Source organism: Nodosilinea sp. LEGE 07298 (assembly GCF_015207265.1).
In the GTDB taxonomy this organism is placed as follows: Bacteria; Cyanobacteriota; Cyanobacteriia; order Phormidesmidales; family Phormidesmidaceae; genus Nodosilinea.
Map to the genome: position 1 here is coordinate 1 of NZ_JADEXE010000112.1, position 19,048 is coordinate 19,048.

The window sequence follows — 19,048 nt, forward strand, 5'->3', positions numbered from 1 at the left end:
CCTCAACTCCCCTCCGCCTGAGGCAGCCAAAACGTAAACTCACTCCCCTGGCCCAGCTGACTCTTAACCTCGATCTGGCCACCCTGCACCTCTACTAGGCGGCGGCAAATCGTAAGGCCCAGGCCAGTGCCCCCAGAGCTGCGGTTGCGGGAGCGATCGGCCCGCCAAAACCGTTCAAACACGTAGGGCACATCCTCCTCAGCAATGCCAATACCGGTATCGGCCACGCTTACGTAAACGCGTCCCGGCTGAGCCCAGGCGTTTACCGTTACCGATCCCTTCTCGGTATAGCGAAGCGCATTGCCCAGCAGATTGATCACAATTTGCTCGATACGACTGGGGTCAGCATTGACCAGGGGCAGGTCGGGGGGGCACTGAAGAGTGATGGCTATCCGCTCGGAGCTAACAAACTGATCGCTAAAAGGATGAACCACCGCCGTTAGCAGCGGGCACAGGGCCACTGTTTGCGCCTGAATGGGCAGATAGCCCGCCTCTAGCTTTGACAGCTCCTGGAGGTCATTCACCAGGCGCTGGAGGCGAGTTGTTTCTCCCGCTAGCCGTTGGTAAAGCTCGGGCTCAGGGATGACGGTACCATCAGCGAGTCCTTCTAGATAGCCGTGAATAATCGTCAGCGGCGTGCGCAACTCGTGGGTCAGGTCACCAATCAGCTCACGGCGGTGTTCCTCAACCCCCTCTAGGTCAGCGGCCATCCGATTAAAACTGCTGGCCAAGCGCTGAATTTCTAAAATTTCTGACGGCGGTACGCGGGAGTCTAAACGGCCTGAGGCAAACGATCGCGTCACCTCAGTCATTTGATCCAGCGGCCGAATGATTCGCCGTGACACCCAGTAACTCAGTCCCCCTGCCGTGCCACCCCCCACTAAAATCGCCCACAGCATACCCCGGCTCCAGGCAGCCTCAAACCCTTTGACTAACTGGGTCCGACGCTGCACGCTGAGCACCCCATTCTCGTAGCGCTCTAGCGAAATCACAAAGAGTCGGGGAGTATAGAGGCGGCCAATGATGGCCAAGGTTAAAATGCCAATTCCCATCACCGCCAGGTGAGAGAGAAACAGGCGACTACGCAGGCTAACTTTGGCCATAACAAAAAACTTAGGGCTGAGCCCAGAACACGAGTCGGTCAGACCTACAGGCTAGACCAGGTTAAAGCGTTCCAGCTAAATACCCATCTGGGGTTTCATGGCGACAGGCATGGGCTGAGTGAGCATTCTGACTAGGACATTCCTTAAGCTGGAACGCTCTTAGGCAGGAGTGTTTTGCAAATCGGGCTGTTCTTCAGACAAAATGGCCCCCTCTACTGGGCATACCTGGAGGCAAATGCCGCAGTCGATGCAGGTGGAAAAGTCAATCCAGTACCAGTCGGTGCCCTTGGTGTTTTTGCCTGGTCCTTCATGAATACAAGCGACCGGACAGGCATCGACGCAGTCGGCTACCCCTTCACAAACGTTAGTCACAATGGTGTGGGCCACAATCTCTCCTTACAGACATAAAATAACAGGCACAAAACAATCTGCGAGACCTGGAGGATCCCAGTATAGATAATCAAACTGCCACGCCCTGGAACCCTTTTCCTATCAGGAATTAGGGCAGGGCGGCAGCCACCCCCTACGTTAGTTCAGGGCTTCAATATCTGGCAACCCGTCGGGGCCAATCCAGGCGATGCGGCTAATGTGACGCTGACGGGCTAGGGCGCGGATAGCGGCGGGCGCTTCATCGATGGCCAAGTGCACCTCAGCCCGGACTAGGCTGGCCGAAGCTCGCAGGGTTTGGGCATAGGTAAAAGCCGCCGCCGCCGCCTGAGGTACGGTGGGCACCACCAGCCAGTCGCTCGGGGGCGTATCTTGAGGTAGATGGCCTGTGGGCAGCAGTGTCTGGTGCAGGGCCTCGATATTGAGCACAAAACCAATACCCGGAAACCCCTGGCCTTGGTTTTGAAATACTCCCAATAGATTGTCGTAGCGGCCTCCCTGGCCCAGCACTTGACACCCTTGCTCGGGACTAGTGACCACTTCAAACACCAGACCGGTGTAGTAGTCGAAGGGCTGAATTAGGCTCAGATCTAAGGTCAGGGCTGGAGCGGAGCGATCGCCCCCTGGAGTCAATCGCTGGCTATTGTCCTGGGTCTGGGTAACCTCGCGCACCAGGGCCACCAGCGACTTGAGCCGCTCTACTGCAGCCTGAGTATCACTGCCTAATGGGAGCTGCCCAAGGGCTTGGAGTACGTCTTCAGGGTGGCCCCGCATGTCAAGCAAATTGAGGGCATGCTGGTGCAGCTCGGGAGTCAGGTCGATCGCCTCTAGAGCCACCCGGTCAAGGGAGGCCAGGGCCTGGCGGACAGCCTGCCGCTGGTCAGGGCTAAAGGGAGCCAGCAGCGCCTGGGTCAACTGGGCATCGCCCAAAATTAAACACCAGGAGTCAAGGTGTAGGTTGTGAAGGCAATCTAGCAGCAGCAGCACGATCTCGGCATCGGCCACCGTAGCCCCGGCCCCTAACAGCTCTACACCAGCCTGGTAAAACTCCTGCTGGCCACCGTGGCTGGCCTGGGTGGCCTGGCGAAAGACGTTGGCGTTGTAGTACAACCGCTGGGGGTAGGTCACTCTGGCTAAGCGGGTGACAGCGGTACGGGCGATTGATGCAGTCAGCTCAGGTCGCAGGCCTAGGCGCTTACCGGCTACGGGTTGTAGCTCAATCACGGCAGCTTGATCAATAGCCCCACCGGCCATTAACGTATCCATTACCTCTACAGTAGAAGTAATGATGCGGTGGTAGCCCCATCGCTGAAATACCTGCTCCAGGCGATTTTCAATCCAGTGTTTTTGGGCGACATCCAGCGGTAGTAGATCGCGCGCGCCGACGGGAGGTTGGTAGGTAATCACTTTTTCTTGCCTCCAAACAGACCAAAGAAACCGCCCCCTTTGTCAGGTGATCCCTTGGCAGCCGATTTGAGGTTAGAGGCTTTTGCATTAGCGCTCTGAGCGCCGCTGGAGGCTGCCCCAGACGATTTATCAACCCTGGCCTGGACGGCCTTTGCCCGTTCATCATTGGGGTTAATCTCTAAGGCCCGTTTGGCGTGGATGCGAGCCATGGTGCCCTGACCAGCTTTTAGGTACAGGGTCGATAGATAGCTGTGGCAAGTGCCGTCGTTGGGATAGGTCTTGATAGCCTCTCGTAGCTCTAAAATCGCTCGGCTATAGTCTTTGTTTAGCTCATACTCCTGAGCCCGATTGACATAACTATCTAAAATAGCGGCCTGGTTTTGTCGAGGCGAGGGGGGTGCGGCCGAGTTAGCTGAGGCCGATTGAGACCGAGTGGCCGCAGTGCGAGTCGAAGCGGTAGCAGAGCTCGCTGAGGTGCGATCGCTGGCCGTACTGCGGTATAGATAGACCAGATTCAGCTCGCTGAGGGAACCGATTACCTCAGAGATGGCCTCTAGCTGGTCAAACTGCTGCGCAGCCAGACCATTGACCGCTTGGCGATAGGCCGCATCAATGTGAGGCGCTTTGAGCAAATCTTGGGCTGCCGTTGAAGTTACTGCCGGAGCCGTTCCGGTGCGGCGCAGGGTTTGGCCTTTGAGTTTGAGAATTAGCCCATGCTCGGTGCTTGATTTCTCCTGGCTCAGGGCTTCGTAGGCGGGGTTGACCAGCTTAGAGAGAACCTCACTCGCCTGCTGAGCCTCGGCAGCAGACGCTCCTGACAAACTATCGGGATGTAGTTTACGAGCAATGGTCAAGTAGCGCTTGCGCACAACTTTAGCATCGGCACTAATAGGCACCCCCAACACCGCGTGATGGTCGTCAAAGTCAGATTGAAACAGCCCTTGATCTGGTTTCATGGTCATCTACCGGAGGGACGGCTTAGGGAACATAGTTACGGGTGAAATATTCTTCACTCTACCCAGCCAACCTAAGTTTAACCAGCCCCAGCGGTTTTTACAGGTAGATAACTGGCTAAACCTCAGGTCGGAGCTATGTATTTTAGGCCAGTGGCGGCAGCACCAGAGGTTTAATTTGCCCCAAAGTACGACTCATCGCCTGGTGCAAATGGCCATTGGTGGCCAGCAGTCGCCCAGCCATCACATCCATCGGGCTGCCATCATAGGCGGTAACCTTACCGCCCGCTTCTTCTACCAGGGCAATACCTGCTGCAATATCCCACGGAGCCAGACCTCGCTCCCAATAGCCATCCAGCCGCCCACAGGCCACGTAGGCGAGGTCAATGGCTGCGGCCCCGCCTCGGCGCACGCCCTGGGTCAGATGGGTGAAGTGGCAAAATTCAGCATAGTTATTGTCAGGGGTTTCGCGGCGATCGTAGGCAAACCCCGTTACCAGCAGGCTCTGGTCAAGGCGGCTAGTGCTAGAGACATGAATAGGGCGACGGTTGAGGGTGGCCCCTAGCCCCGCCGCCGCGCGAAATAAGTCGCGATGAATGGGGTCATAGATAACGCCCAGCACCGGCTTTCCCTCGGCCAGTAGACCAATGGAAACCGCGCAAAAGGGGTACTGGTGGGTGTAGTTAGTGGTGCCATCTAGCGGGTCGATCGCCCACAGCAGACTGGCCTCGCGCCCCCTAATCACCCCAGATTCTTCGGCCAAAATGTCGTGATCGGCAGGTAGGTGCCGCTCTAGTACCGTCATTACGGCGGCTTCGGCTCCTCGGTCGGCCTCAGTAACTAAGTCGCCCGATCGCCCTTTTTCGTCAATGCTGGTCAGGTTGCCCCAGTGGTGCTGGAGCACGGCTCCGGCGGCCAGGGCTGCTTCGGTGGCGCTGTCGAGCCAGCGCTGTAAATCAGATTCGGAGGGAAGGGACATAGGAGACGAGGGGAGAAGGTGTCGCGATCGCTAGAGAGAGGCCAGTCAGGCCAGTCATCATCTTAATCGTCCTCTAGCGGCAGGCCCGCTCGCACCTTGCCCTTGCCAAAGTAACGGCCAAACTGAAGTTCGTACACTTCATCTTCGTCCTGGGTTTCGGCCTGAATGGCACTGCGGGGGTAGCTAACACACAGCAGGGCATAACCCTGGCGGCGCAGATCGGGCGAGAGTCCCATGGCCTCGGGCTGGTCGACTTCGCCCTCCAGCAGACGCACGGCGCAGGTGGTGCAGGCCCCGTTGCGGCAGGCAAAGGGCAACTCTACCCCCTGGCTTTCAGCAAACTGAAGGATATAACGGTCTTCGGGCACCTCTACGGTGTAGATACGCCCGGTTTGGCGGTGGTGAATGGTGACGGTGTGGGTGCGAGCCATGGGGTCAGAGGTGGCGTTATAAAGAAACTGGCAAAGTGGGAGCGATCGCCCCTCGATCTGCCCTTCCCATGCTCGCACGAAAAATTACCCCTGGGCAAATAGACCCAATCAACCCTAAAATCCGACCCTGACTCTGTTATCGCGCCCCATTGTTTGCTACGATAGCGTCTCAGCGGTGATGAACCGCCCCCTGGAGAGATGGCCGAGCGGTTGAAGGCGCAGCACTGGAAATGCTGTTTAGGGGTGACTCTAACGAGGGTTCGAATCCCTCTCTCTCCGTTCTTTTTACAAGGGTTTCCAAAGTATCGCCTGATCTCTTTTAAGGTCGGCTTTTGGGCCTTCGAGCAAAGCTGTCGCTACTAGAGTAGCCCAGGCGGCTTAGCCTAGCGCCGGTTTAGTGCCATTGCCCCGTGTTAGCGGGCACTGCACTGCGCCGCTTGGCCTGGCGTCGCTGGTTGGCCAAGCGTTCTAGGCTAAGCGAAATTACCCCTAGGGTGACCAAAATTACGCCCATCCACTGAATAAACAGCAGGGTCGACTTTTCGCCTGGAGTAATGACATAGGCCAAGAGCGCGGTCACAACTGGCCCGCTAGCCGCCACAATCGAAGCCTGGGAAGCTCCCAGCAGCTTGACACCATAGTTATTGAACAGGTATCCCAGCAGGGTCAGTAGCCCCAGCAGCCCAGCCCCAATGTAGAGCCCTGCCGGCTGGCTGGGTTGGCCGGGGTCAAGCCCAAAGAATGATCCCACAATTAAAATCAGGCTGGTGAGAATAAAAATGGTCGAAAACTGCAGCAGGCTGACCGATACCGGGTGCAGCCGCTTAAAGCTTAGCTGCATGGCAATTAAAAAGAGCGCAAAAGCAACGCTGGCCAGTAGCGCCGCTCCAACCCCCCACAGCGATACGCCGCTGCCGGTAATATCGCGATAGATGCGGGGTAGAGCCGTAAACACAATGCCCATGCTGATGGCGAACATCACGACGAGCCGCAGGGGGGTAGGGCGATCGCCAAATAAAAACCAGGCCAGGGGCACCGTAATCAACGGGTACATAAACAGCAGCGTTACCGCCACCCCAGGGCCAACATCAGCAATGGCCTTATAAATCAACACCTGCGACAAAAACAAAAAGCCACCGCTGGCTATCACCTGCACCAGTGGCCGTCGGTCGGTGTTCTTAAACAGCTGCTCTAGGTCATTCCCCACCCGAGGGTAGAGGCGCGGCGCGACCAGAACCAGCAGCGGCACGACCACCACCATACGCAACCACAGCAGCAGCAGCGAATTAGGAATCGTCAGCGACAGCACCCCTTCAATGGGAATGCGTCCGAAGATTTGGCCACCGTAGCCAATCACGCCCACAATTACGTTGTGCAGCGATAGGGCCAGGGTCGACAGTACCACCAGTATTAGCCCCATCTGGAGTTGGGCGGGGGTGGGAAAACTGCCCGCTTCAGGAATTATGGATCCCGACGTCGTGGTTTCTGAGCGTCGAGACTGGGACGACTGAGGTCGGATCTGGGGCGACTGGGGAATAGCGGCTGATGACTGCGATGGATTGCGATGAGTGCCCACGGCCTCTGAACCCACCGCCTCTGGATCCACGCCAGGCTGCGGGCTGCGGTGGGTTCTTGGCGGCAGCGCTGGCCCCGGTAATGCATCACCGTCGGCAAATGAGGCACTATAGCCATTGCGGGTAGCCGGAGGCGGAGCCATCTGGCTCTGCAGTTGCTGGCTGAGTCGGGCCACCAGGGCTTCTAGGATGGCTTCTCCCTGCTGCTCGACGCTCTGCATGCGGTTAATCTGCTGAGAAAGGCTGCTGTGATAGCTGGTCAAATCTTGCTGTAGAGACGTTAGGGTGTTCTGAAGCGTCGCATCGATCGCCGCCAAGCCTTGGAGAGCGGTGGTTGCAGGGGGAATAGCGTCTAGGTGAGGTGGCGAAGCCTGTAGGGTATTGGGATAAGCGTTGGCCAGGGCAGTCTCTAGACGTCCCTGCAGGTGGGTAGCTAGGGCTACCGCCAGGCGCTTAGCCCAGGCCTGCTGCTGAGCAACCTGCTGCTGAGAAAGGCCTTCTGTATAGGTGGTTTGGAGCTGCTGGTGCTGACCCTGGAGTGCTTCGTAGTCGCCCTCTAAGGCCTCAATATCGGCCATCAGCCGCTGCTTTTTGGCCTGAAGGTGGGCAATGTCGTCGGTTAAATAGCCGGTGACTTGGTGACGCAGTGCCTCTAGGTCGTGGCCCAGCACCCGCAAAATAGCCTCAGCCGACGAGGAGTCGGGCTGGGGAGTAGAGGAATCAGGTAGATGGTCAGAAGGCCCCATGGGTATCTGTCTCTTAGGGTGCATCATCGACTACGACGGTTGGTGGCAGCAGGGCAGCACTGTCGCGAATGCTAGTATTGTGCTCAAAAAATCAAAAAAGATCTCTAGTAGAGCCATATTTAGAATGGTTTGGCTAAGTTCGAAGCTGCAATCCATGGGTGATTTTTTAACGGCCAGGCTGTCGAAACGCATTGCCTACTGGGTGTTTTTGAGCATTGTCGTCATTGAGGTACTGATTTTAGTACCCTCGGTAATGCGGCGCGAACGGGAGCTGTTGAACTACCTGCGATCGCTATCTACAGCCCAAGCCCTGGGAATGCTCGATGCGGCTACCCTGGCCAACCTCAAAGACGAGATGCTGATTGACTACCTGCAGGGGCTGCAAACCAACCAGGTAATTTTAGGCGGGGCCATCTATGACCAGAACGGCACCCGGTTAGGCAGCTTTGGCGAAGCGCCTCAGCTGACGCTAGGAGAGAGCGCACAGGGCTGGAGGCCCGACCACTATTATCGTCGCCAACAGCGCTACGATGCCCCCTGGGAGATGCCGCCGCTGCGCGATCGCTACGTGCTGATTGTGCGCCACGATGCCACCGGCGTGCAGCGGGAGTTCTTCGCGTTTATTGGTCGTATTATCGGGCTGGTGGTGATTATCTCGATATTTGTCACCGGAGCCACCCTAGTGGTGCTGCGGCGACTGCTAATTAAGCCGATTATGCTGCTGCGGCAAGATTTAACTACCGCCGGTCAGGCCATTGGCGACGACTGCGACACCCAAACTTTGGCCTTCGCGTCGTTGCCCTACGCCCGTGCCGACGAGTTAGGCGATGTGATTGCAGCGTTTGAGCAGATGTTTGGGCAGATTACCGCTGCGGTAGCCACCCGCAAGCAGAGCGAGACTCGATTTCGCACCTTAGTCGAGCAGGCGGTGGACGCGTTTTTTGTAGTCGATGCCGCCGGACAGGTTTGCGATGTCAACCAAAATGCCTGTGAGAGCCTGGGCTACAGCCGCGACGAACTACTGCATTTATCGGTAACGGATATTCAAACCACCCATAGCCAGGCTGATTTTGAGGCGATCTGGCAGCAGCTCAGACCCGGTGTGCCTCAGACCATCGAGGGCTGGCATCAGCGCAAAGATGGCACCGGCTTTCCGGTGGAGGTACGCCTGGGGCTATTAGACCTGGGCGGCGATCGCTACGGGCTAGCGCTGGCGCGTGATATTCGCGATCGCAAGGCTTCCGAAGCAGCCCAGGCCCGCCTGGCCGAAATTGGCGAGCTGGCCGCGATGATTGTTCACGAGGTGCGCAGCCCATTGACTACAGTGCTGCTGGGGCTAAACGCGTTTCGATCGCTCGATCTCCCCGATCGCTTTCAAACCCGGCTTGACCTGGCTCTAGAAGAGTCCGAGCGACTGCAAAAGCTGCTGAATAGCATTTTGATGTATTCTCGCGACCCAGCCCTGGTATCAGAACCCATTGAGATCAATGGTTTAGTGCAGCATCTGGCCGCTACGTTAGAGCAAGATACGAGCGGTCAGCCACCGCCTTTAGCCTTAAAAACTCTGCCCTATGGCGTTAATGTCAGGGGCGATCGCGACAAGCTCAAGCAGGTCTTCATCAACCTGTTGTCTAACGCCCGCGATGCCTGCCCAGCGACAGGAACCATTACCTGGGCAGTGCAGCCTCCCGCCGCTGGACAGGTGGTCATCAGCATTCACAACGACGGTGAACCGATCGCGCCGGAGCTGCTGCCTAAACTAACTCAGCCGTTCTTCACCACCAGAGCCTCTGGCAATGGCCTGGGCCTGGCCATCACCAAGCGAATTGTAGAAGCCCACCAGGGACAGCTGGTGATTAGTTCCAATACTGATGGAACCGAAGTAACGGTAACGCTGCCGCTGGCCTAGTGCAGAAACATCTCAGCTAAATCAGCCAGCATCCTACTTAGGGCGAACGATTATTCGCCTCGGGCACGGACTTTCTTTTCAAAAAATGCGTTGTCTTAACTAGCTAGCTAAAAGGCATCTAGGTCGAGCGCCTTAGAGCCGCCTTCTTCAATCAGCAGCAAAATTTTGCCGAGCTGTGACCAGATCAGCCAGCCGCTGAGCAGGGTCATGGGCACCCCCATGGCGTAGGCGGCTTTGGCCGAAAAACCAAATAGCTGAATGCCAGAGGCCAAAAACATACAGACTCCGGCACAAATGCCGAAAAAGGGAATTTGTAGCTGTGGCCCCCGCATAGTAGCCAAAATACGGGTAGAGCGTTTGCTGTTCCATTCATTAACCGACTGCTGCAGCGCGGTACTGAAGGCATAGCCCGAAGTCACCGCAGCCAAAAATCCAGCCAAAAATAAAACGTAGGGCGGTTGTGGGTACACAGGCCTAAGAAAAACGAAACAATAATTTACTTCTCCTGATTATAAGGGAGAGCTGCACCCAGGCCGACAGATTGAAAACGTAAAACTCATCAATCTAGCGCCCAAGCCCCCCTAACGCTTAGGGTTGCAGAACCTGGCGTAAGTCGCCCACCGCTGGCACTAGCTGCTCAGCCCGTTCTAAGGAATAGTTTGTCAGTGCGCCCCAGGCTACACCCAGCACTCGATCAAAGGTAATTTCGTCTTTGACCAAGGCCCACAGCCGCTGCACCTCCTGGGTGTGCAGACGATCATCCTCTGTCAGAGCCAGCACAATCATCTGTCGGAGGTGTGCGCCCTCCTCTGACATCACATAGCGAATGCCTAAGCCCGCCGTCGGTAACAGGTCAAATCCAGTATCGCCACGGGCGATCGCCAGCATGTTCTCCAAGCGGTCCCACTGCAGCTGCCCGTCCTGAAACAGCACCTCAAGCAGCCGCTGCCGGAGCGCTGGGGTTTCGCCCAGCAGCAGACGGCGGGCCACGTAGGGGTAAGCCACATTAATAATTTTAAAGTTGGGGTTGAGGCTCAGAGCCAGCCCTTCCTGGGTAACTAGGGAGCGAATGATCAGGGCGAACTTAGCGGGTACCCGAAACGGGTACTCATACATGAGCTCCGAAAATTGGTCGGTAACGGTTTTGAAGTTGAAATCGCTGACCTTTGCCCCCAGAGCATCACCCAGAACTCGATTGAGGGCAGGCACAATGGGGCCGAGGTCGGTATCAGGGGTTAAAAAGCCCAGTTTGACAAAGTCTTTACCCAGATTGTCGAAGTCTTGGTTGATTAGGTGTACGACAGCGTCTACCAGGGTTTCTTTCGTGATCTGGTCGAGCTGATCCATCATGCCAAAATCGATATAGGCCATTCGGCCATCGGCTAGGGCAAACAGATTGCCGGGGTGGGGGTCGGCGTGGAAGAAGCCAAACTCCAGCAGCTGTCGCAATCCGGCGGTAACGCCAATTTCAATCAGCCGGTCGGGGTCAAGATTGCCTCTTTGCAGCGACACCATATCGGTGAGCTTGCACCCATCAATCCATTCCAGGGTAAGAACCCGTCGGCTACAGTAGGGCCAGTAGATAATTGGTACCTTAACGGTGCTGTCTTCCTTAAAGTTGGCGGCAAATCGTTCGGCATTATGGCCTTCGTTGAGGTAGTCGATTTCCTCAAACAGCTTGGTACCAAACTCATCCACAATCAGGGTCAGGTCGTGCCCTAGGTTGAGAGGCAGAAACACACCTAGCCAGCCCGCCGCCCAACGCATTAGGTAAAGGTCGCGGCACAGCACGGGGCGGAGGTTAGGCCGCTGCACCTTAACAGCCACTTCTTCGCCAGAAAACAACTGCCCCCGATATACCTGCCCCAGGCTCGCTGCCGCTACCGGCAAAGGCGACAGGGTACTAAAAATCTCTTGAGGACTGTAGTCTAGCTCTGCCTCAATAATCGCCATCGCCTCGGCAGTGGGAAAGGGTGGCAGCTGGTCTTGCAGTTTAGTCAGCTCATCGAGAAAATCTTGTCGAACCAGGTCGGGCCGGGTCGAAAGAGCCTGGCCCACTTTAATAAAGGTTGGCCCCAGGTTGGTGAGCACCTGACGCAGCTGGGCTGCCCGACGAGGGCGGTTTTGGGCCTCTCGACTCAGCCAGCGATCGCTCTGCAGGCCCAGCACAAAGGTGCCCAACCACCACAAAATTTGTAAAATTCGCCAACCCAAGCTACCTAGCCGCCAGCGATAGTAGCGGGCGATCGCCGCTGCGTCGTAGGTACCCAATAAAGCTGGATCTATAGCTGCCACTGCGCCAATTGCCCCTTACGTCACTGTACGGTGCTGCCCTAATCGGTGGGGCTATCGCTGGCCAACAGCTGCCAGCAACAGACCCCATTAACAAGCCAAGAGGGCGTGGCGGCAAGCGGCGATCGAAAACCCCTAAGCTGGGTTAATCTACCTTAAGCATAGTATAAGAAACTACAAACAACTTTGACTCAGCTAAGCCAGGTTTCCGGTTGAGGGGTTTTGCCTGGCCCTGACTCAGCTAGATTCAAACCTAAAGTTAGCAATACTGCGCGGTCTTGAGCCCCACCTGGGCCAAGCAGTCCTTCAGTGTCTGTACTACCTGAACTTGGGCAGCTTCTCCCAATTCTGGAAACATCGGTAGCGACAGCACTTGATGAGCGGCAGCCTCAGTCTGGGGCAGATCGCCAGGTCGGTAGCCCAGCTGGCTATAGACCGGCTGGAGGTGCAGCGGCAGAGGATAGTAGACCATGCAAATTACCCCCGCCTCGCGCATTAACTGCTGTACCTGGTTGCGCTCCTGACCTTCAGCGGTGGCCTGAGGCAGGCGTAGGGTGTACTGGTTCCATACCGAGCGACCAAAGGTCACAGGTAGCGGACGCACTACCTCGGTTACTGGCTCTAGCAGGGCGTGATAGCGATCGGCAACCTGCCCCCGCTTTTGGTTCCAGGTATCGAGGTGGCGAAGTTTAATCGCTAAAATGGCAGCCTGAATCGAATCTAGTCGGCTATTTACGCCAATTGCTTCGTGGTGATATTTAACCCGGCTGCCGTGCTCGCGTAGCATACGAGCGGTGGCAGCAAGGGTTTCGTCATTGGTGGTTAGCGCCCCGCCATCGCCGCAGCCTCCCAGGTTTTTGGTCGGGAAAAAGCTAAAACAGCCGACATGGCCAATGCTCCCAACTTGCTGCCCCATCCATTCGGCTCCAGTGGCCTGGGCACAGTCTTCGATTACCGTCAGGTCGTAACGGGTAGCCAGATCCATCACTGGCCCCATATCGACGGGTCGACCAAACAGATGAACGGGCATAATCGCTCGGGTGCGATCGCCAATAGCAGCCTCAATCTTGGCCACATCTAAGTTGAACGTGTTGGGGTCAATATCGACAAAAACCGGCGTGGCCCCCACCGCGCTAATCGCCTCAGCCGTCGCAATAAACGTAAAAGGCGAGGTAATTACCTGATCGCCAGGGCCGATGTTTAAGGCTCGCAGCGCCAAATACAAGGCATCAGTGCCAGAATTACACACAATGCACTGCTCTGAACCCACATAATTACCGAAAGCTTGGGCAAAGGTTTCGACGATTGGCCCATTGATGTATTGTCCAGAGGCCAGCACCTCGGCCACGGCAGCATTTACATCAGATTGAATTGTTCGAAACTGCTCCGTAAGATCAACAGGAGGAATTACACTCACTCGCTCACACTCACCTAGTGGATAGGCCTAGTTTACCCTACCCCAAGTCTGCATCGGGGCCAGCGGAGGCCCTCAGCAATAAGCACAAGCCTAATACCTCTATGCTGTGGCCCCGCTGGGCCAGGAGATTTACTTGACTGATCTACCCGGTTTTTTCTCCACTTTAGGTTTTCCCCAAGAATTATCCAATCCAAACGTCCATACCCGCTGGATGCATCGCTGTTTAGAACTGGCCAGCCTCGCTGCCGGTCAAACTGCCCCCAACCCAATGGTTGGTTGCGTGGTGCTCAATCAAGGCGTAGTGGTAGGAGAAGGCTTTCACCCAGGGGCTGGACAGCCCCATGCCGAGGTGTTTGCCTTGGCCCAGGCGGGGGGCAGGGCCAAAGGGGCGACTCTCTATGTCAACCTAGAACCCTGTAACCATACGGGGCGCACTCCCCCTTGTACCGAAGCGATCATTCGGGCGGGCATTAGCCAGGTAGTGGTGGGCATGGTTGACCCCGATCCTAGAGTGTCGGGGTCGGGCATTCAGCGCCTGCGCCAGACCGGCATTGAAGTCAAGGTTGGGGTAGAAGAAGCCGCTTGCCAACGTCTCAATGAAGCTTTTGTGCAGCGGGTAACCTGCCACCGCCCCCTGGGACTGCTGAAATACGCCATGACCCTAGACGGCAAAATTGCAGCTACCAGCGGCCACAGTGCCTGGGTTACTGGTCCAGTGGCTCGGGCTGCTGTCCATCAGCTGCGAGCCACTTGCGATGCCGTGGTCGTGGGCGGCAATACTGTCCGCCGCGACAACCCTCGGCTGACCAGCCACGGGCACAGTTCTCATAATCCACTACGGGTGGTAATGAGCCGCCGCCTCGATCTCCCTGACCAAGCCAACCTATGGCACACCCAAGCTGTCCCGACGGTCGTGTTTACCACCGCCCAGGCTGACCCAGCCCAACAACAACAACTAACGGCCCAAGGGGTGGAGGTAGTAGCATTGCCGACCTTAACTCCCAGGCTCGTTACCAACCAGCTCTACCAACGAGGCTGTGCAGTCGTGCTGTGGGAATGTGGAGGCCGTCTAGCCGCTGAAGCCATTAAAGATAGCGTAATTGATAAGCTATGGGCGTTTGTAGCACCTAAGCTCGTCGGCGGTGAGGCCGCTCCAGGTCCGGTTGGCGATCTAGGCATTCAGCACATGGGCCAAGCCCTTGCTTTAGAGCGCACGACCTGGCGAACTTTAGGAGATGACCTACTGCTGGAAGCGTACCTGTGCCCTCCAGCCTTGGACTAGTAGCTTATGGCCAAGATAATACCGCTATGATTCTTGCCGTAGTCTCACCGCAATAAGGCTGTCCAGGGTAGTCAAAACTGACTGGTGCGGTTGGGATAGGGCGCTAGGGGTAAATGCGGACCAGCCTCGGAATATCATAGATCAGCTCACGCTTACGCATAAAAGCGTCTAGCGCCAGCCGCAAGTCATCTTTGCCGCGAAAAGACTCAATTCGTTGATAAACCTCACCCTGGTCAAACAGCAGCAAAGTGGGCAAATTGGAGAGGCGGTAGGTACTGGCCAGCCGCAGGTTTTCATCAGCATTGATATCGATCAGCCGCACATGATCGTTCCACTCGGTCTGAAAGCTCTGTAAAACTGGAGTGATCAATTTACAGAGCCCACACCAAGGAGCCCAGAAATGAACCAGCACAGGCAGTTCAGACTCAAGTACGGCTGCTCTAAACGTGGCTTCGCCAACAGACATTGACATCGACTATATAAAAAAGAGCTTAACTAACCATCCGGGTCGCTCCCTAGAGAGGCCCACAGATAACTTTAACGTTCGAAGGTAGTTGGAAAATATTCGCGGTTGCTATTGGGATCATTGTAGACCAGTTGAGAATGGAAGTTAATGGGCAAGATCAAGGATTGTGCCAAAGTCCTAACACGGCCCCTAACCAGATGCGCTAGCAGCGGTGGCTGGTCGTGTATATTTCGATGCAGCTGACTACGGAGCCTGAACTCACTGCGATCGCCTTTCCAGGCCTAGCACTCTAGGGGTTGATGCTGTTGAAGTAACTCTAGAGCACTGGCAGCGGGCAGCGGCTTGGCAAAGAAATAGCCCTGACCATAGTCGCATCCCTCCTGCCGTAGAATAGCGACCTGGGTAGCCGTTTCTACTCCCTCCGCTACTACATCCATACCCAGCTTTTGGCCTAGGGTCAAAATAGTGTTGATGATGGCTCGGTCCTCGTTACTTTTCTCTAAGCGACCCACAAAAGATTTGTCTACCTTCAAAGTATCCATTGGAAACCGGTGCAGATAGCTGAGGGAAGAGTAGCCAGTACCAAAGTCATCAATGGCCAGCTTCAAGTCAAGGGACTTTAGCTTCAACATTAGATCAATGGCGGCATCGACATCGCCCATCACCATGCTTTCAGTAATTTCTAGCCGTACACAGTGGCCATCCACCTGGGTTTCCTGCAGGGCAGCCTCGATTTGGTTGATCAAATCGGCCTGCCCAAACTGCCGGTTAGACAAGTTAATGCTCATGGTCAGGTGACGATAGTGGGGAAACAGCGTATGCCAGTGGTGCAGTTGCCGACAGGCCTCTCGAAAAATCCACTGCCCCAAAGCCATGATCAACCCAGTTTCTTCTGCCGCCGGAATAAAAGCACTGGGCAGCACAAACCCACGATCTTTCTGGTGCCATCGTACTAAAGCCTCAAATCCGGCCAGTTCACCGGTTTTGAGGTTAATAATGGGCTGGTAGTACAGCAAAAACTCCTGGTCGTCGAGGGCGTTGATTAGATCGCTTTCGAGCTGAAGTCGGTTAACAGCCTCGGTAAGCATGCCAGCCGCAAACACCTCAAACCGCGACTTGCCCAAAACCTTAGCCCGGTACATAGCCGTATGGGCATCGCGTAACAGGTCGGCGGGCTTATGCTCTAGGCCAGGCTGACTAATAGCTACCCCAATGCTAAGCGTGCTGGGCAATTTTTGGCCATGGAGGGTAAGCGGTTCTGAAAGGGCATACTGTAGCCGATCCATTAGCTCTCCGGCGGCGGAACTGGATAAATGGGTCAGCAGTAGCGCAAATTCATCTCCCCCGACTCTGGCCACCCGGGCTTCGGGGGGCATGTGCTGTACCAGTCGCTGGGCCATCAGTTGCAGCACCTCATCGCCGACCTGGTGGCCCAGGCTTTCGTTGATAACCTTGAAGCGATCGATGCCCATGAAAGCTACAATCACAGGCTTCTCGGTGCTTTGACGGTGGTAAAGGGCCTGCTGAATCGTGCCCATAAACGCTTCGCGATTAGGTAGGCCAGTCAGGGAGTCGTGGGTAGTGCGATAAAGCAGCTTATAGGCCAGTACTACCGTTATGGCAGTCACTATACCGGTGGCAGGTTCAGCCAGAGGCAGCCATACCAGCCCGTTGACGGCCAGCCAGCCCCCCATACCTACTCCCCCCAGTAGCACACTGCTAGACAGCAACAGTCCACTGGGGCCTTTGACAATCCAAACTAGGCTACTGGCAACCAGACACCAGCCCCAGAGCCAGAGCCCCTCGGCCCAGGGGGGTAGAAACCTGTAGTGAGCAGGCTGCCCGGTGACGATATCTAGCAGCTGTCGAACCATTTGACCGTGGATAACTACCCCAGGCATGGTTAGCTCTTCGTCTTGGTTAAAGCTAAAGGGGGTGTAAAAGCGGTCTTTAAGGCTGGCAGCGGTAGTACCAATCAGGACAATGTTGCCGTTGATCCAATCGGGGTCAAACTGATGGCTCAACACCTGGCTAATGGAGAGGTGGCGGGCGGGCATTTGATCGGTACGGTAGCGCAGCAAGATCTGATAACCGCTGCTATCGACGTTTTGGTAGCCGCCATCGCGGGTAGAGAGCACTCGAATGGCGCGATCGCCCAAAAATAGGTGGTTTTCCTCTGCCCTTAGGTCTGTAGAGGCATAGCCCTGGTAGGCCATAATCACTCGCAGGGCAAAGGAGTAGTAGCCGCCCTCAGAGCTGCGCACAAAGACTAAGTTCCGGCGAATGACCCCATCGGAGTCAGTGGGAAAATCGTTGAACCCTACCCGCTCTGGCTCAACGGTAGGGGGAGCAGGCACTTCACCCTGACCCTGGGTACTGCCCACGTTCATAATGGCAATGAGATTCGGTGCTGTCAATGACTCAATCAGGTCGGTCGAACCTGGCGGCCGCAGGGTACTTCGGTAGAGGTCTAGGCCAACTACTTTGGGGTCTTGAGCCTGAAGGGTTTGAATCACCTCAGCCAGCAGGTCATCCGTAAGGGGCCAGCCATACTGGCGAATATCGGCCTCAGTAATGCCCACAATAGTCATACGGGGATCGAGGTTTTGACTAGGGCGCGATGGCCCTTCAGAGCCGGTCTCTGACCATCGCACTACTTGATCAAATAAAAATAGTTCCGCTGGTTCTAAAACATTCAGCAGCTTTACCCCGGTAACCAAGACGCTGGACAGTAGGCTGGTCAACAGCACAATCTTGCCGCCAGTGTTGAGGGGAGCCCCCCCCCACCAGTGGAGCACCTGAGGTACTACGCCACGGCGCAGCCGGTGGCCTATTCTATTAATCGTCGCTTTCACAATTGCTGGGCCTTTGAAAGACAAAAACTAAACGACGGAAAATGTCTCAGGTAGCACACCCAGTATCCTGTGCCGTCACTAGCGCTTTAGAGTGCTAGTGACGGCACAGGACTGTTGTTAAGCATGCCCAGATGAACGATCCTTCTGCCAAGGCGACAGCTTTCTTATTGGACCGAGTTTATATCCGTAGCTTAGTGGGCCAGGCTCAGCCCCGGACTAAACATCTGTCTTAAACATTAGTGGCGGCAGATTCCAATGAGAATCTGCCGCCACTAAATCGAGTTTTCATTATTCTGGTTAACCAGCATCCCCTGCCGCCTCAGCCCTAGGAGAGGAAGCGCTGCTATCTTACCTGCGCTGGATGGGGGCTAACCCAGTGAGTGCCACCACCCTGACGGCGACCTGGAAACTCATCTCGGTTATCGGCGCTGGCAACAGATTCCATGCCAAATGCCTGAAAAATTACCATGACGGTTAGCGATAGTACCCCTACGGCGAGAACCGAGTAGTAAGAACGCGCGGTGTGTCCTAGCGAAGTTTGCATAAGATGTATCGTTATGACCTCAGGCTCAACGAATCAAGCCTGAAGGTAGACGCTCCCTAAACAACATTAATGATCCAGGCATTCTCTGACCATGGCTGAGATGTTGACCAAGGTTTACCAGCGAAGCTTATATCTCATTAAGGCCGAAGTTGGTCCAAACCATCGACAGAGGACCCACGGAACTTAGTGTTACGGGAATTTACGGGATCTCTAACGTTACAACGAAAAAACTATCAGGATTTTGTAAATTTTCCTGGAAACTTCCGGATTTTGACGAACAGAGCTACAGTCAGCACTAGCTGGCCCAACGCCCTGAATAAAACCTTGGCCGCATCATCAGTAGATTCACGGAAGTAGGTTTACAGAATTTTGGGTTAGTGAGATCAGCATTAGCCGATCTGGACTAAGGCCAGGCCAAGCAAAAGCCCCAGGACAGCGCCTGTCGACGTATTAATGCCGTTAACGACCTCGTTGGTCAGCCAGCTAAATCGAGGCTGGAGGGTAGCGCCAATCAGGCTTTCTAGGGTGGTGGCCAGAAAAGCAGCCACCAGGCAAAGGCCAATTTCCCAAAAACCAATTAGCCCCACCCCCCAGCCTACCAGCGCCATAATCGCTGACCCTCCCACGCCGGCCAGAGTGCCCTCAAGACTAACGGCCCCTTCGGTACCGGCGGGCACTGGCTTTAGGGAGGTGATCAGAAAGG

General features: G+C 55.8%; 16 protein-coding genes and 1 tRNA gene. 3 read left to right on the forward strand and 14 right to left on the reverse strand.

The annotated features are described in order from the left end of the window. Positions 1 to 2 precede the first annotated feature (2 nt). The 6 genes from IQ273_RS16105 to IQ273_RS16130 all read right to left on the reverse strand — a co-directional run bounded on the left by IQ273_RS16105 (position 3) and on the right by IQ273_RS16130 (position 5,260). Positions 3 to 1,103, reverse strand: coding sequence for a cell wall metabolism sensor histidine kinase WalK (locus IQ273_RS16105; RefSeq protein ID WP_194024193.1), 1,101 nt, complete (start codon positions 1,101 to 1,103; stop codon positions 3 to 5). A 159-nt stretch (positions 1,104 to 1,262) separates the two neighbouring features. Continuing rightward, on the reverse strand, positions 1,263 to 1,490 hold the full coding sequence (locus IQ273_RS16110) for a ferredoxin family protein (RefSeq protein WP_194024194.1): 228 nt from the start codon (positions 1,488 to 1,490) through the stop codon (positions 1,263 to 1,265). A gap of 141 nt (positions 1,491 to 1,631) precedes the next feature. Next, positions 1,632 to 2,894 (reverse strand): ATP phosphoribosyltransferase regulatory subunit, encoded by a 1,263-nt coding sequence (locus IQ273_RS16115; RefSeq protein WP_194024203.1) that lies wholly within the window; start codon positions 2,892 to 2,894, stop codon positions 1,632 to 1,634. Further along, positions 2,894 to 3,853 (reverse strand): J domain-containing protein, encoded by a 960-nt coding sequence (locus IQ273_RS16120; RefSeq protein ID WP_194024195.1) that lies wholly within the window; start codon positions 3,851 to 3,853, stop codon positions 2,894 to 2,896. Before IQ273_RS16120 ends, IQ273_RS16115 begins: the two co-directional genes overlap by 1 nt. A 142-nt stretch (positions 3,854 to 3,995) precedes the next feature. Continuing rightward, positions 3,996 to 4,829 (reverse strand): inositol monophosphatase family protein, encoded by an 834-nt coding sequence (locus IQ273_RS16125; protein WP_194024196.1) that lies wholly within the window; start codon positions 4,827 to 4,829, stop codon positions 3,996 to 3,998. 62 nt (positions 4,830 to 4,891) lie between these two features. Continuing rightward, on the reverse strand, positions 4,892 to 5,260 hold the full coding sequence (locus tag IQ273_RS16130) for a 2Fe-2S iron-sulfur cluster-binding protein (protein WP_194024204.1): 369 nt from the start codon (positions 5,258 to 5,260) through the stop codon (positions 4,892 to 4,894). Positions 5,261 to 5,452: 192 nt separating this feature from the next. Between IQ273_RS16130 and IQ273_RS16135 the strand changes: the two genes are divergently transcribed. After that, positions 5,453 to 5,539 (forward strand) — tRNA-Ser (locus IQ273_RS16135). A 115-nt stretch (positions 5,540 to 5,654) separates the two neighbouring features. On the opposite strand, the gene IQ273_RS16140 is transcribed toward IQ273_RS16135, so the two are convergent. Continuing rightward, a complete protein-coding gene (locus IQ273_RS16140; protein WP_228053162.1) occupies positions 5,655 to 7,580 on the reverse strand; it encodes a DMT family transporter in 1,926 nt (641 codons plus the stop codon). Positions 7,581 to 7,734: 154 nt separating this feature from the next. On the opposite strand from IQ273_RS16140, the gene IQ273_RS16145 reads away from it, so the two are divergent. Beyond that, positions 7,735 to 9,489 (forward strand): PAS domain-containing sensor histidine kinase, encoded by a 1,755-nt coding sequence (locus tag IQ273_RS16145; RefSeq protein WP_194024197.1) that lies wholly within the window; start codon positions 7,735 to 7,737, stop codon positions 9,487 to 9,489. A gap of 107 nt (positions 9,490 to 9,596) precedes the next feature. Here IQ273_RS16145 and IQ273_RS16150 read toward each other — a convergent pair whose 3' ends face one another. The 3 genes from IQ273_RS16150 to IQ273_RS16160 all read right to left on the reverse strand — a co-directional run bounded on the left by IQ273_RS16150 (position 9,597) and on the right by IQ273_RS16160 (position 13,198). Then, on the reverse strand, positions 9,597 to 9,959 hold the full coding sequence (locus tag IQ273_RS16150; RefSeq protein WP_313898147.1) for a hypothetical protein: 363 nt from the start codon (positions 9,957 to 9,959) through the stop codon (positions 9,597 to 9,599). A gap of 118 nt (positions 9,960 to 10,077) precedes the next feature. Continuing rightward, positions 10,078 to 11,784, reverse strand: coding sequence for an AarF/ABC1/UbiB kinase family protein (locus tag IQ273_RS16155; RefSeq protein WP_194024198.1), 1,707 nt, complete (start codon positions 11,782 to 11,784; stop codon positions 10,078 to 10,080). Positions 11,785 to 12,040: 256 nt separating this feature from the next. Beyond that, positions 12,041 to 13,198, reverse strand: coding sequence for a DegT/DnrJ/EryC1/StrS aminotransferase family protein (locus IQ273_RS16160; protein ID WP_194024199.1), 1,158 nt, complete (start codon positions 13,196 to 13,198; stop codon positions 12,041 to 12,043). 133 nt (positions 13,199 to 13,331) lie between these two features. Between IQ273_RS16160 and ribD the strand changes: the two genes are divergently transcribed. Then, on the forward strand, positions 13,332 to 14,480 hold the full coding sequence (gene ribD, locus IQ273_RS16165) for a bifunctional diaminohydroxyphosphoribosylaminopyrimidine deaminase/5-amino-6-(5-phosphoribosylamino)uracil reductase RibD (protein ID WP_313898148.1): 1,149 nt from the start codon (positions 13,332 to 13,334) through the stop codon (positions 14,478 to 14,480). Positions 14,481 to 14,583: 103 nt separating this feature from the next. On the opposite strand, the gene IQ273_RS16170 is transcribed toward ribD, so the two are convergent. The 4 genes from IQ273_RS16170 to IQ273_RS16180 all read right to left on the reverse strand — a co-directional run. Beyond that, positions 14,584 to 14,952 carry a thioredoxin domain-containing protein gene (locus IQ273_RS16170; protein WP_194024200.1) on the reverse strand — a complete coding sequence of 123 codons (369 nt, stop codon included), beginning with the start codon at positions 14,950 to 14,952 and terminating at the stop codon, positions 14,584 to 14,586. A 275-nt stretch (positions 14,953 to 15,227) separates the two neighbouring features. Then, positions 15,228 to 17,801 carry a bifunctional diguanylate cyclase/phosphodiesterase gene (locus IQ273_RS16175; protein WP_194024201.1) on the reverse strand — a complete coding sequence of 858 codons (2,574 nt, stop codon included), beginning with the start codon at positions 17,799 to 17,801 and terminating at the stop codon, positions 15,228 to 15,230. 343 nt (positions 17,802 to 18,144) lie between these two features. Beyond that, complete coding sequence (locus tag IQ273_RS34410) at positions 18,145 to 18,270, reverse strand: hypothetical protein (RefSeq protein WP_255534522.1); 126 nt, start codon at positions 18,268 to 18,270, stop codon at positions 18,145 to 18,147. A gap of 464 nt (positions 18,271 to 18,734) precedes the next feature. Continuing rightward, a partial coding sequence (locus IQ273_RS16180; protein ID WP_194024202.1) for a DUF92 domain-containing protein occupies positions 18,735 to 19,048 on the reverse strand: 314 nt, incomplete at its 5' end.

Excerpts from the sequence above, each read along its gene's own strand:
- IQ273_RS16105 (WP_194024193.1), bottom strand. The coding sequence starts at position 1,103 with ATGGCCAAAGTTAGCCTGCGTAGTCGCCTGTTTCTCTCTCACCTGGCG.
- IQ273_RS16120 (WP_194024195.1), bottom strand. The coding sequence starts at position 3,853 with ATGAAACCAGATCAAGGGCTGTTTCAATCTGACTTTGACGACCATCAC.
- IQ273_RS16125 (WP_194024196.1), bottom strand. The coding sequence starts at position 4,829 with ATGTCCCTTCCCTCCGAATCTGATTTACAGCGCTGGCTCGACAGCGCC.
- IQ273_RS16130 (WP_194024204.1), bottom strand. The coding sequence starts at position 5,260 with ATGGCTCGCACCCACACCGTCACCATTCACCACCGCCAAACCGGGCGT.
- IQ273_RS16140 (WP_228053162.1), bottom strand. The coding sequence starts at position 7,580 with ATGGGGCCTTCTGACCATCTACCTGATTCCTCTACTCCCCAGCCCGAC.
- IQ273_RS16145 (WP_194024197.1), top strand. The coding sequence starts at position 7,735 with ATGGGTGATTTTTTAACGGCCAGGCTGTCGAAACGCATTGCCTACTGG.
- IQ273_RS16170 (WP_194024200.1), bottom strand. The coding sequence starts at position 14,952 with ATGTCAATGTCTGTTGGCGAAGCCACGTTTAGAGCAGCCGTACTTGAG.
- IQ273_RS34410 (WP_255534522.1), bottom strand. The coding sequence starts at position 18,270 with ATGGTAATTTTTCAGGCATTTGGCATGGAATCTGTTGCCAGCGCCGAT.